The organism is Govania unica (genome assembly GCF_027920805.1).
GTDB lineage: Bacteria > Pseudomonadota > Alphaproteobacteria > Sphingomonadales > Govanellaceae > Govanella > Govanella unica.
In genome coordinates this window covers 69,849-82,780 of record NZ_JANWOI010000002.1, presented here as the reverse complement: position 1 = coordinate 82,780, position 12,932 = coordinate 69,849, and the positions used below count along the sequence as shown (strand labels likewise).

11 protein-coding genes and 2 riboswitches are annotated in these 12,932 nt (G+C 62.1%); of the genes, 7 read left to right on the top strand and 4 right to left on the bottom strand.

All coding sequences use genetic code 11. The annotated features are described in order from the left end of the window. Nucleotides 1-17: 17 nt before the first annotated feature. The 6 genes from smc (at nucleotide 18) to NYP16_RS05260 (ending at nucleotide 6,675) form a co-directional block, all read left to right on the top strand. A complete protein-coding gene (gene smc / locus NYP16_RS05285; protein WP_274943077.1) occupies nucleotides 18-3,467 on the top strand; it encodes a chromosome segregation protein SMC in 3,450 nt (1,149 codons plus the stop codon). A gap of 560 nt (nucleotides 3,468-4,027) precedes the next feature. Next, on the top strand, nucleotides 4,028-4,489 hold the full coding sequence (locus tag NYP16_RS05280) for an AtpZ/AtpI family protein (protein WP_274943076.1): 462 nt from the start codon (nucleotides 4,028-4,030) through the stop codon (nucleotides 4,487-4,489). A 62-nt stretch (nucleotides 4,490-4,551) separates the two neighbouring features. Next, the gene (locus tag NYP16_RS05275) at nucleotides 4,552-5,286 is read left to right on the top strand and encodes a F0F1 ATP synthase subunit A (protein ID WP_274943075.1); all 735 of its coding nucleotides are present in this window, start codon (nucleotides 4,552-4,554) and stop codon (nucleotides 5,284-5,286) included. A gap of 80 nt (nucleotides 5,287-5,366) precedes the next feature. After that, a complete protein-coding gene (locus NYP16_RS05270) occupies nucleotides 5,367-5,591 on the top strand; it encodes a F0F1 ATP synthase subunit C (protein WP_274943074.1) in 225 nt (74 codons plus the stop codon). A 98-nt stretch (nucleotides 5,592-5,689) separates the two neighbouring features. Then, nucleotides 5,690-6,190: a F0F1 ATP synthase subunit B family protein gene (locus tag NYP16_RS05265; RefSeq protein ID WP_274943073.1), complete on the top strand. Its 501-nt coding sequence runs from the start codon at nucleotides 5,690-5,692 to the stop codon at nucleotides 6,188-6,190. Beyond that, nucleotides 6,190-6,675 (top strand): F0F1 ATP synthase subunit B family protein, encoded by a 486-nt coding sequence (locus tag NYP16_RS05260; RefSeq protein ID WP_274943072.1) that lies wholly within the window; start codon nucleotides 6,190-6,192, stop codon nucleotides 6,673-6,675. The genes NYP16_RS05265 and NYP16_RS05260 overlap by 1 nt, the downstream gene beginning before the upstream one ends. A 479-nt stretch (nucleotides 6,676-7,154) precedes the next feature. On the opposite strand, the gene gcvPB is transcribed toward NYP16_RS05260, so the two are convergent. The 4 genes from gcvPB to gcvT form a co-directional block, all read right to left on the bottom strand. Further along, entirely contained in the window at nucleotides 7,155-8,696 is a 1,542-nt protein-coding gene (gene gcvPB, locus NYP16_RS05255; RefSeq protein WP_274943071.1) for an aminomethyl-transferring glycine dehydrogenase subunit GcvPB, read from the bottom strand. Beyond that, nucleotides 8,693-10,036 carry an aminomethyl-transferring glycine dehydrogenase subunit GcvPA gene (gene gcvPA / locus NYP16_RS05250; RefSeq protein WP_274943070.1) on the bottom strand — a complete coding sequence of 448 codons (1,344 nt, stop codon included), beginning with the start codon at nucleotides 10,034-10,036 and terminating at the stop codon, nucleotides 8,693-8,695. The genes gcvPB and gcvPA overlap by 4 nt, the downstream gene beginning before the upstream one ends. Next, the gene (gcvH, locus tag NYP16_RS05245; protein ID WP_274943069.1) at nucleotides 10,036-10,416 is read right to left on the bottom strand and encodes a glycine cleavage system protein GcvH; all 381 of its coding nucleotides are present in this window, start codon (nucleotides 10,414-10,416) and stop codon (nucleotides 10,036-10,038) included. The genes gcvPA and gcvH overlap by 1 nt, the downstream gene beginning before the upstream one ends. Nucleotides 10,417-10,484: 68 nt before the next feature. After that, on the bottom strand, nucleotides 10,485-11,636 hold the full coding sequence (gcvT, locus tag NYP16_RS05240) for a glycine cleavage system aminomethyltransferase GcvT (RefSeq protein ID WP_274943068.1): 1,152 nt from the start codon (nucleotides 11,634-11,636) through the stop codon (nucleotides 10,485-10,487). A gap of 59 nt (nucleotides 11,637-11,695) precedes the next feature. Next, nucleotides 11,696-11,807, bottom strand: a riboswitch (glycine riboswitch). Next, nucleotides 11,808-11,926: riboswitch (glycine riboswitch) on the bottom strand. 635 nt (nucleotides 11,927-12,561) lie between these two features. Here gcvT and NYP16_RS05235 point away from each other — a divergent pair. After that, complete coding sequence (locus NYP16_RS05235) at nucleotides 12,562-12,891, top strand: tRNA-binding protein (protein ID WP_274943067.1); 330 nt, start codon at nucleotides 12,562-12,564, stop codon at nucleotides 12,889-12,891. Nucleotides 12,892-12,932 lie beyond the last annotated feature (41 nt).

The following is a 12,932-nucleotide window of genomic DNA, read 5'->3' as shown; positions in this document are numbered from 1 at the left end:
GGATTTAGGATCCTCACTTGCATTTTACCCGCCTCCGCCTTTCGGGCTTCAAGTCCTTCGTCGACCCGACCGAGCTTTTGATCGAGCCGGGTCTGACGGGGGTCGTGGGCCCAAATGGCTGCGGCAAATCCAATCTGCTTGAAGCCATCCGCTGGGTGATGGGCGAAAATTCAGCCAAGAGCATGCGCGGCTCGGGCATGGATGACGTGATCTTTGCCGGGACCTCCAACCGCGCGGCCCGCAATCTGGCCGAGGTGACGCTTCATATCGACAATTCGACGCGGGAAGCGCCGGCCGCTTTCAATGACGAAATCTTCCTGGAAGTCACCCGGCGCATCGAACGCGAAAGCGGCTCGGCCTATCGCATCAATGGCCGCGACAGCCGCGCCCGCGACGTCCAGTTGTTGTTCGCCGACATGTCCACGGGGGCGCATTCCCCGGCGCTGGTGAGCCAGAACCGCATCGGCGCGTTGATCAGCGCGAAGCCGAAGGACCGCCGCGCCCTGCTTGAAGACGCGGCCGGGATCAGCGGGCTGCATAGCCGCCGTGACGAGGCGGAACGACGGCTCAAGGCCGCCGAAGACAATATGCTGCGCCTCAATGACGTGATGCAGCAGCTTGATACCCAGATTCAAAGCCTGCGCCGTCAGGCCAAGCAGGCAACCAAATATCGCGAGCTGTCGAAGCTTATCCGTCAGTTTGAAGCGATCCTGCTCTATCTCGACTGGAAGCTTGCGGCGGCGCGGCTGGTGGAGACCGAGGCTGGCCTTGAAATCGCCGCGGCCAAGGTGGCCGAGGTGACAAAATCGGTCGAGGATCTGTCCATGCAGCGGGCCTTGCTCGCGTCCGCCCTGCCCGCGTTGCGGCAGGCGGAAGGTGAACGGTCGGCGGTGATGCATCGGTTGGCGGTGGCCCGCGACGGACTGATCCGCGAGGAAAAATCCATTGCCGAGGCCATGACCCGGCTTGGCGCCCAGCGCGCTCAGATCGAACAGGATGCGAGCCGCGAAGGGTCGTTGCTGGCCGATGCCGCGACCGCGACCGAACGTCTGGCCGAAGAACGCGAAATCCTGATCGAACAGAATGACGGCCAGGGCGATGCGCAATCCGATGCCGCCGTTGCGGTCGAAGCCGCCGTGCGTGCCGCCGGAGCCCGGGAAGCCGCCCTTGACGGCATCAAGAACCGGCTGGCGGCGGCGGATGCCGAACGCAACCGCTTGCGGCAGGTGATGGCTGCGGCGGACGGCCGCTTGATGCGGTTGCGGCGTGACCGCGAGACGCTGGAGGCGCGGCTCAGCGACCTTGCCGCCGCTCCGGATATGACGGCGCTTGAAGACGAACAGATGACCATCGCCGCCCTTGAGGCCGAGCTTGAGGCCTATGCGGAAGCGCTGGAAGAAGCCCGCGCCGCCGTCGAGCAGGCGCGGGAGGCCGAGCGGGCGGCGCGAGACGCCGCCGACGGTCGCCGCACCGATCTCGCCCGGCTTGAGTCCGAGCGTGACGCCCTGACCCGGCTGTTGAATGCCGGGGCGTCCAAGGGGCTTGCTCCCATCACCGAACATCTGCGGGTACGGCCGGGCTATGAAGCGGCCCTTGGCGCGGCTTTGGGCGATGATCTGGAAGCGCCGACCGATGATGACGCGCCGATCCGCTGGCGGGAACTGCCGCCTTATGACGCGACACAAAGCCTGCCTGCAGGCGTGACGCCCTTGGGTGATTTTGTCGAGGCCCCTCCGGCGCTCAGCCGTCGTCTGGCTCAGACCGGGCTGGTCGCGGCCGAGGATGGGGCGCGGCTTCAGATTGACTTGTTACCTGGGCAGCGGCTGGTGTCCATCGAAGGGGCACTTTGGCGTTGGGACGGTTTTACCGCCGGGGCCGATGCCCCGACTGCCGCCGCACTCAGGCTCGCGCAGCGCAACCGCTTGATGGAAGTGGCCGCCGCCTGCCAGACCGCGGGCGAGGCTGTCGACGCAGCCAAAGAACTGCTTGAAATCGCCGCCGGGCGTACCGCCGAAGCGGTGATAGCCGAGAAAACCATCACCCAGACCCTGCGCAGCGGCGAAGCCAATCTGGGCAGCGCGCGTAAGCATCTGACCGAGGTCGAACGCCGCGCCGCTCAGGCTCAGGCCCAGCATGGGGCCTTGCTGGAAAGCGTCGGCCGGCTTGATCTCGATATCAATGAAACCGCTGAAGAACGCGCCATCGCCGAAGCGGCCAGTGAAGAACTGCCGCCGGTGGATGATCTGAATGAAGAGCTTCAGATGGTGCGGGGCGAGGTCGAGGATCTGCGCATGCGGCTGGCCGAGACGCGGCTGGCCCATGACAATATCGCGACCCAAGCGCGTATTCGTACCCTGCGCCTGCAGACCATCGACAGCGAACTGAACGCCTGGCGGGCCCGGCTCGCGAGCGCCGAAGGTCAGGCCCGGGCCCTGGCCGATCGCCGCGAGGCGGTGGAGCGCGAACTTGCCACGCTCAGCGAGCGGCCGGACGAAATCCGTGCTGAACGCGAGGAACTCGCCGTCGAAATCGAACTGGCCGAGGAGGCCAGGATAGAAGCCGCCCGCCAGTTGAGCGAGGCCGAAGCCCGTGCCGCCGAGGCCGAAAAACACTACAGCGCCGCGCAGACCATGTTGCTCGATGTGCGCGAAACCCGTACCCGCATCGAAGCCAGCGTCGAACAGATCATCGAACGCCGCCGCAACGCCGCCCATCGCATCATGGAAGAATTCGAATGCACGCCGTCCGACGTGCTGGCCAAGGTCGAGGTCGAGGACGAGCCCACGGAAGCGGGCGACAGCGATAGCCGGTTGCAAGACCTCAAACGCGAACGCGACCGGCTTGGCGCCGTCAATTTGCGGGCGGATGTGGAACTTGAGGAATATGAAACCCAGTTGAACGCCTATGTGAGCGAGCGCGGCGATCTTGAATCCGCCATCGCCCGCTTGCGTCAGGCCATCCACAGCCTGAACCGCGAAGGCCGTGAACGCCTGCTTGCTGCCTTCGAGGAAGTGAACGCGCATTTTTCGAGCCTGTTCAAGACCCTGTTTGGCGGCGGTGAAGCTTATCTGACGCTGACGGAATCGGATGATCCGCTGGATGCCGGGCTCGAAATCATGGCAAGTCCGCCGGGCAAGCGGTTGCAATCGCTGTCGCTTTTGTCGGGTGGCGAGCAGGCGCTGACGGCGCTGTCGCTGATTTTCGCGGTGTTCGTCACCAACCCCGCCCCGATCTGCGTGCTCGACGAAGTGGACGCGCCTTTGGATGACGCGAACGTCGAGCGATTCTGCAACATGCTTGAGGAAATGGTCAATCGCACCGCCACGCGATTCCTCGTGGTGACCCATAACGCCGTCACCATGTCGCGCATGAACCGCCTGTTCGGCGTCACCATGGGCGAACGCGGGGTGAGCCAGCTGGTCTCCGTCGACCTCGAACGCGCCGAACGGCTGGTGGCGGCGGAATAGGATTGGGTGGTGCGGCCCTCCCCCAAGTTGTCATTACCGGGCTTGACCCGGTAATCCATGGGGCTAGCAGTTAGCGGCGGCGAGATGGATTGCCGGGTCAAGCCCGGCAATGACAATGGAGGGGGCAATGACAATGGCGGGCAATGAGTTTTGTGGCGGGGGAATTAGGTTGGTTGTGCGGGTTGCTGTCCTTTGAGACGGCCATGGCGACGGAAGGCCAGTCTCGCTCGAGACTAGCCGTCATCGCGAGCCGCGTAAGCGGCGTGGCGATCCAGAACCTTGGGCGGCAGGACTGGATTGCTTCGGCTTTGCCTCGCAATGACGGAGGGTTTGTGGGGGTGGGACTTTGCGGCGGGACAAAGAGCTTTCAAATTTACTGGCGGCATCCCAGTCAAAGACCCGGCCCAACTGTCATTACCGGGCTCGACCCGGTAATCCATGGGGCCATAAGCAGAATTCCGGCCGGATGGATTGCTCGGCTCAGCCCGATGATGACCTGAGAAACTTATTGGAAAAACAATACCTTATCCCAACACCATCAAACCCCGGCTGGGCGGCTTTTGAACCTTGACAGCGGGGGGCGCAAACACTATGGTGCACGCGACTTTTTTCGGCATCTGAGCCTGAAAAAGCGGCGTTTTCAGGCGTATTTACACGGTTTGGACGATACTATGGTTGACAACGGCAAAAAGCCTCCGTCTACCCCATCGCCCGCGCAGCCGGAGAAGAGCTTCGAAACGCGGCTTGATGAGGCTCGGCGCGCAGGGAATAAAGGGCGACGTTCGGGTCTTAACGAGACCAACGCTTTCGGCATCGCCACTCGATTGACCGCGGAACTTGTGTCCGGTCTGGTGGTTGGTGGCGGGGCTGGTTGGCTTCTCGATCGATTGTTCGGAACTTCTCCCTGGCTTTTGGTGGTGTTTTTCATGTTCGGCGCAGGGGCGGGTATCGCCAATGTGTTCCGGGCCGCGCGGCAGATGAATGCCGCGAACACAGATGAAAAAGACGACCAGACGAAATGAATATGGAACTCGCCCGGTCGGCCTCAGGCTGCCGGGTTTTGTCAGAATGTAAGGGGTAGCCCGTGTCCGCAGAACATCATAGTCCGCTTGCACAGTTCGAGATCAAGCGCCTGGTGCCGATCGAAGTCGGTGGCTATGACATCTCCTTCACCAACGCATCCTTATTCATGCTGGTGACGCTCGCCGCGGTTTCGCTGTTCATGCTTGTCGGCATGAGGAACCGGTCGCTGGTTCCCGGCCGCTGGCAGATGATGGTCGAAGGATCCTACGGGTTCATCGCCAATATGCTGAAGGACACCGCGGGCAAGGGTTCGGAAAAATTCTTTCCCTTCGTCTTCACGCTGTTCATGTTCGTGCTGGGCGCGAACCTTGTGGGCATGATGCCTTACAGCTTCACCGTCACGAGCCATATCATCGTCACCTTCGCGCTGGCGGCGGTGGTGTTCCTGCTGGTGACCATCGTCGGTTTCGTCAAGCATGGCCCGAAGTTCCTCAAGCTGTTCGTGCCGTCGGGTGTTCCCATCGTCATGCTGCCGGTCATCACCGTGATCGAAGTGATTTCCTACCTGTCGCGCCCCCTGAGCCTGTCGGTTCGTCTGTTCGCCAACATGCTGGCCGGTCACACCATGCTGAAGGTGTTCGGCGGCTTTGTGGCGGCTTTGGGCTTCTTTGGCATTCTGCCGGTCGCTTTCATGGTGGCGCTGATGGGTCTCGAATTCGTGGTCGCCATCCTGCAAGCCTATGTGTTCGCGGTGTTGACCTGCATCTATCTGAACGACGCCCTGCATATGCACTGAGCCTTGCGGCCGGGCAGACACTAGACCTTACCTTTTTTCAAACTTATCCAGTTATCCATAACCTAAAGAGGATCTTTGATATGGACGTTGAAGCCGCAAAAATGATCGGCGCAGGCCTCGCTTGTTTCGCTCTTATCGGTGCCGGTCTTGGCATCGGCAACATCTTCGGCAGCTACCTCTCGGGCGCTCTTCGCAACCCGGCTGCTGCTCCGGCACAGTTCACCAACCTGCTGCTCGGCTTTGCTCTGGCTGAAGCAACCGGCCTCTTCGGCCTCGTGGTTGCCCTCGTGATCCTGTTCAAATAAGCTGACAAATATCGAGACGGCGGCGGCCGCGGGACTAACCTTGGGTTGGCCGTGGCCGTCGATTTGTCCTTTATTTCCGGGACAAGGAGAGGACGACCATGCCACAGCTTAATGTCGCGGACTTCATACCACAGCTGTTTTGGCTGGCCGTGACCTTCATTACCCTTTACATCATCCTCGCCAAGCTTGCCTTGCCGCGTGTGGCGGGTGTTCTTGATGCACGGACGCATCAGATCTCGAACGATCTTCAGGCTGCTGATGCTTTGAAGAAGCAGGCTGACGCCGCCAAGGCTGCTTATGAAGCGGGCCTGGCTGACGCCCGTTCGGCTGCGACCCAGCTGATTGCCAAGACCCAGGACGCCGCCAAGGCTCATGCCGAGGCCCGTCTGAAGGAAGTTGGCGACAAGCTTGCCGCGGAAGCCGCACAGGCCGAAGCCCGGATCGCCAAGGCCAAGGACGAAGCCCTCGCAGGAATCCGCGATATGGCAGCCGAAGCCAGCCGCGAGATCGTGCAGAAGCTGACCGGTCTCACGCTTGACGAGACCACGGTCAAGGCCGCTGTCGAAAGCGAACTCAAGACCGCTGGAGGATCCAACTGATGTTGACCGATCCCTCATTCTGGGTTGCCGTCGCGCTCCTGCTTTTCTTTGGTGTTCTGATCTGGAAGAAAGTGCCCAGCCTCATCGGCGGCGCGCTCGACAAACAGATCGCTGGCATCCGCCGGGAAATCGAACAGGCAAAGGCGCTTCGCATCGAAGCCCAGACCCTGCTCGCGCGTTTCGAACAGGACCAGAAGGACGCTGCGGAAACCGCAAAGGGCATGCTCGCCACGGCGGAACGTGAAGCGAAAATCATCACCGATGATGCCGCTCGCGCGCTTGACGAGCTGATCGCCCGTCGCTCGGCCATGGCCAGCGACAAGATCGCTCAGGCCGAAGCCGCTGCCATCAAGGAAGTGCGCAAGGTCGCGGTGGAAGCCGCAACCGCCGCCGCAACCCGTCTGATCGCCAGCAACCTTGGCCAGAAAGACCGCGACACGCTGGTCTCGACCGCCATCGACGGCCTCGACAAACGCTTGCATTAAGCCGACTGGCTTTAAGATATAAGGAAAAGCCCCGGACTTCGGTTCGGGGCTTTTTTTATGGTGGACAGGGGATGAGGCAATAGGCTTTTGGCCGGTACAGCTATGAAGATGGATTGCCGGGTCAGGCCCCGCAATGACAAAGAGTTTTGCGGATAAGGATGGTCGGCCGGTATCCATTCGTCATTGCGAGGCGGAGCCGAAGCCGGCTTCGCAAGGTTATGGATCGCCACGCCGCTTGCGCGGCTCGCGATGACGGTTGGGGTGGGTTTGGCCGACGCTTTGCCGGTTGATGGATGGATTACCGGGTCAGGCCCGGTAATGACAAAGTATGTTGGTTGTCGGACACATTACGGTGTCATACGCGGGCTTGACCCGCGTATCCATGGTTCAGCCAGATGGATTGCCGGGTCTGGCCCGGCAATGACAGGGTGCGTTGGTGATAAAAAAGGCTGTCATCCGCTTGGATGACAGCCTTTTTATTATTCAGCCGCGGCCCAGGTTAGCACCGGTTTTCTCGCCGCGCCGGTTTCGTCCAGGCGGCGGCGGGGGGCGTAGATGGGGGCGTTGGTGAAGCGGTCGCTGTCTCCGGACTTGGCGGCTTCGGCCAGGGCGCGGAGGGTTTCTATGAAGGCGTCGAGGCTTTGCTTGCTTTCTGATTCGGTGGGTTCGATCAGCAAGGCTCCGTGCACCACGAGCGGGAAATACATGGTCATGGGGTGATAGCCCTCATCGATCATGGCTTTCGCGAAGTCTAGCGTGGTGACGCCGGTGTCTTTGAGGAAGCTATCGTCGAACAGCGCCTCATGCATGCAGGGGCCGTCGAAGGACGGCGACATGACCTCCTTCAGGCTGGCGAGGATGTAGTTCGCGGACAGGACCGCGTCCTCGGCGGCTTGTTTGAGGCCGTCGGCGCCGTGGCTCATCATGAAGGTGAGCGCCCGTACATACATGCCCATCTGGCCGTGGAAGGCGGTCAGGCGGCCGAAGCTGCCTGGTAACTCGGCGGCATGTTCAACCAGACGTACGCCGTCGGTGTCACGGACCACATGGGGGGCCGGGACATGGGCGGCGAGACGGGCCGAGAACACCACAGGGCCGGAGCCCGGACCGCCGCCGCCGTGGGGCGTCGAGAAGGTCTTGTGGAGGTTGATATGCATGGCATCGATGCCGAGATCGCCCGGCCGCACGCGGCCGACGATGGCGTTGAAATTGGCGCCGTCGCAATAGAAATAGGCCCCGGCTTCGTGAACCGCCTCGGCTATTTCGATGATCTCGGATTCAAACAACCCGCAGGTATTGGGGTTGGTCAGCATGAGCGCCGCCACATCCGGGCCGAGCTTGGACTTCAAAGCGGCGAAATCGACGCGACCTTTGTCATTGGCCGGGATCGAGACGACGTCGTAGCCGCACAAAGCCGCTGTCGCCGGATTGGTGCCATGGGCCGATTCCGGGACCAGCACCACGCGGCGGGCATCTCCGCGCGCATCATGCGCGGCGCGGATGGCCATGAGGCCGCAGAGTTCACCATGAGCCCCGGCCTTGGGCGAGAGCGCCACGGCGGGCATGCCGGTCAGGGTCATGAGCCAATGGGAGAGTTGCTCCATCAGTTCAATCGCACCCGGCACCGTCGATTGCGGTTGCAGGGGGTGAATATCGCCGAAGCCGGGCAGCCGGGCGATTTTCTCGTTGAGGCGCGGGTTGTGCTTCATGGTGCAGGACCCGAGCGGATACAGCCCCATGTCGATGGCGTAGTTCTTGCGGCTGAGACGGGTGTAATGACGGACCGTTTCCGGCTCCGACAACCCGGCGAGGCCGATTTCGCCCTGACGGTCGAGCCCGCCCAGACGCGAAGCCACCTTCGGAGCGGCCGGCAGATCGACGCCCGAGCGTTTGGTATCGCCGATTTCAAAAATCAGCGCTTCTTCATGATCGAGCCCCTGATTGCCGGAGAAGGTGGCGATCGGTGCAAGACCGGACTCGATGCTGTCGATCCCGGTGGGACGACCTTGTTTGTTCATCATGCGAGCACCTCTTTGAGGCCAGCGACCAGAGCGTCCTGATCGGCGTCACGGTTGATCTCGGTCGAGGCGACCAGCAGATAATTGTCCACACCCGCGTTCGGCAGCAGCCGCGACAGCGGGACGCCCGCGAGAATGCGGCGCGCGGCCAAAGCTTCGACGACCGGAGCGGCCGGACGGTCGAGCTTCAGCGTGAATTCGTTGAAGAAGGTCTTGTTCACGACCGTGAGACCCGGAACGCCTGCGAGCTTGTCGGCGAGTTGCGCCGCCTTGCCATGGTTGATCGCTGCGAGCTGGCGGATGCCCGCTTCGCCGAGCAGCGTCATATGGATCGAGAAGGCGAGCGCGCAAAGGCCCGAATTGGTGCAGATATTGCTCGTGGCCTTTTCGCGGCGGATATGCTGTTCACGGGTCGAGAGCGTGAGCACGAAGCCACGGCGGCCGTCGGCGTCGACGGTCTGACCGCAGAGACGACCCGGCATCTGCCGCATGTATTTCTGACGGGTGGCGAACAGCCCGAGATAAGGCCCGCCGAAATTGAGGCCGTTGCCGATGGACTGGCCCTCCCCCACCACGATATCCGCGCCCATGGCGCCGGGGGATTCTATGGCCCCCAAAGACACAACCTCGGTCACCACCACCACGAGAAGCGCACCGGCTGCGTGGGCGGCTTCGGCCAAGGGCCGCAGATCTTCCACATGGCCATAGGCGCTCGGGTTCTGGACGACGACGCAGGAGGTGTCCTTGTCGATGAAGGGGATGAGATCGTCGGCGCGCTCGATGGCGGGCGGCAACAATGTCACCTGATCGTCGGTATAGGCGGTGACGGTTTTGACGACGTCGGCATATTGCGGATGCAGGCCGCCGGACAGGATCACGTTCTTGCGACGGGTGATGCGGCGCGCCATCAGCACGGCCTCGCCCGCGCCGGTGGAGCCGTCATACATGGAGGCGTTCGCCACTTCCATCCCGGTCAGCATAGCGACCTGGGTCTGGAATTCGAACAGCACCTGCAGCGTGCCCTGAGTGATTTCGGGCTGATAGGGCGTGTAGGACGTCAGGAACTCGCCGCGCTGGATCAGGTGATCGACGGTCGCCGGGACATGGTGGCGGTAAGCCCCCGCGCCAACGAAAAACGGCACGCTGCCAGCCGAGATATTGCGGGCTGCTAGGGCCGACAGATCGCGTTCGACTTCAAGCTCACCCTGAAATCCCGGAAGATCGACGGTGCCCGTACGGCGGGCGGCTGCGGGCACGTCACGAAACAGATCGTCCACCGCGTCCGCGCCGATCCGCGCCAGCATGGCGGCGCGGTCGTCGGACGACAAAGGCAGGTAACGCATCAGGCATGCTCCTCAAGGAACGTCTTGTAGGCGTCGGGGGTCATGAGACCGTCAAGCTCGGACGGGTCCGAAAGCTTGATCGTGAAGAACCAGGCTGTGCTTTCGGCGTCGCTGTTGATGAGCGCCGGGTCATTCGGGAGTTCCTCATTGAAGCTGAGGATTTCGCCGGACACCGGGCAATAGACGTCGCTGGCCGCCTTGACGGATTCGACCACTGCCACCGCGTCACCGGCCTTCAAAACCCGGCCCGCTTCGGGCAGTTCGACGAACACCACGTCGCCCAACTGGCTTTGCGCGAAGTCGCTGATGCCGACGGTGCCGACGCCATCGGCAACCTTGATCCATTCGTGATCTTTGGTGAAATAAAGCCCGTTTGTCATATCTGCCTCTTGTTTGAAAAAGGGTTTGTTCGGGTGAGACTTAGGTCCTGTCGCTTGCGCTCAGGAGTTCAAATTTTGGCCTTACGGACGTAGCGTGGGGCGACGAAGGGCAGCGCCACGACCTCGGCCGGGATGGCTTTGCCGCGCACGAGAAGGCCGACGCGGGTCCCCACGGCGACGTGAGCCGGAGCCACATAGCCCATGGCGATGGGGCCGTTCACGCTGGGCCCGAAGCCGCCGCTGGTGACGAGGCCGATGACCTGGCCGTCAGCATCGACGATTTCAGCGCCTTCGCGGGCCGGGATGCGGCCTTCGGGTTTGAGCCCCACGCGGCGGCGCGACGGGCCGGAGGCGAGCTCGCTCAGCACGCGGGCGGCACCGGGGAAATTGGCCTCTTCCCGGCGGCGTTTCGGGATGGCCCACATCAGACCGGCTTCAACTGGCGAAGTGGCGGGGTCGAGGTCATGGCCATAAAGGCAAAGCCCGGCCTCAAGACGAAGCGAATCGCGGGCACCGAGGCCGATGGGCTCGACTTCCGGTTCGCCAAGCAGAGCTTCGGCCAAGGCCACCGCGCCGCTGTTCGGGATGGAGATTTCGAAGCCATCTTCGCCGGTGTAGCCCGAGCGGCTGACATAGCAGGACTGGCCGAGGATGGTGAAGACGCCCGCTTCCATGAATTCAAGCGCGGCAACACCCGGGGCGAAACGGTCGAGCACGGCGGCAGCCTCAGGCCCCTGAAGGGCGAGAAGCGCGCGGTCCTCAAGCCGGGTCAGCCGGGCCTTGCCCTCAAGCGCCGCAGCGATGCGTGGGAAATCGGTTTCCTTGCAGCCGGCGTTGACCACGAGATAGAGCCGGTTATCGCCGAGTTCCGGCACCACGCGGGTGACCATCAGGTCATCCTCGATACCGCCCGCGTCATTCATCAGCAAACTGTATTTCTGGCGTCCGGGCGTGAGCCCGCGCAGATCGCCGGGGAGGATTTCTTCCAGCGTCGCCGCCACATCGCGACCGTCGAGGCCATCGAGAAACGCCTGCCCCATGTGGGAGACGTCGAACAGCCCGGCACCCGTGCGGGTTGCCGCATGTTCCTTGAGGATCCCGGCCGGATACTGCACCGGCATGGCATAGCCCGCGAACGGCACCATGCGCGCGCCCAGACGGACATGCAGATCATAGAGGGGTGTTTTGCGAATTTCGACCTGGTCGCCGGTATCGGACATCTGGAATTCCCATGGATGCAAAAAGGTATAGCACAGCCACACGAATCGCTTCGTGCGGCAATGCCCCCTCTGTCATTGGGACCTGAGAGATTTCGCCGCTCCCATCTGGCAATGGGCTCGACTTACCCCGTCGGTGAAGACAGCCTGCGCTGCCCTGCTTTCCAGAGTGCCTGTCTGCTCGCGGTCCGTTGTGCCTGAGAGTTTCCGGGGCGGTTGCTCCTTCGGCGTCGTCTCCGGCAAGACATTCAGATTGCTGTCTTGTCGGGGTTGATCTCTCCCGCGAGAGGTCTGTATGGCAAGTCGGCCGATCATAAGCGCGCGGCCTTGGGAGTCAATTGGAGTTTGGCGAGGGGGGGAGTTATCGTGCCGGTTCGGTCTTCTTGTCATTACCGGGCCTGACCCGGTAATCCACGGGGTCAGCGGGTGAGCGGCGGAGAGATGGATTGCCGGGTCAGGCCCGGCAATGACAGGTAGGGGGTTCGGTCGGGACAGCTTATTAGGGCCTGACGAAGCTATCATGCCGCTCCAAACTTCTTGTCATTACCGGGCTTGACCCGGTAATCCACGAGACAAGCAGGGGAGCGGCGGAGAGATGGATTGCCGGGTCAGGCCCGGCAATGACAGGTATTTGGTATGGCAATATCGAAGCTATCGCGCCGCGCCAAACTTCTTGTCATTACCGGGCTTGACCCGGTAATCCACGGGACAAGCAGGGGAGCGGCGGAGAGATGGATTGCCGGGTCAGGCCCGGCAATGACAGGTATTATTATATGGCAATATCGAAGCTATCGCGCCGCGCCAATCTTCTTGTCATTACCGGGCTTGACCCGGTAATCCATGGGGCAAGCGGGGAGCGGCGGAGAGATGGATTGCCGGGTCGGGCCCGGCAATGACATTATATCTTTAATTCAGTAGTGAGCGCCCCATGATCAGTTGGCAGGATTTTGAAAATATCGGTTTGCGCATTGGCACCATTGAACGGGTTGAGCCCTTTCCTGAGGCCAAAAAGCCCGCATATAAGCTTTGGGTCAATCTCGGGCCGCTTGGGGTCAAGCAATCGAGCGCGCAGGTGACGGACTTGTACAGCCCGGCGGATTTGCTGGGGAAACAGGTGCTCTGCGTTACCAATTTCCCGCCGAAGCGCATTGCCGGGTTCCGCTCGGAAGTTCTGGTCACCGGGGTTTACCGGGAGGACGGGGCCGTGGTGCTTGCGAGCTTTGAGCATAAGGTGCCGGACGGCAGTCTGCTTGCCTGAGATGGTTTCCTCCCTCTCCCCTTGGGCAGGAAATGGTGTAT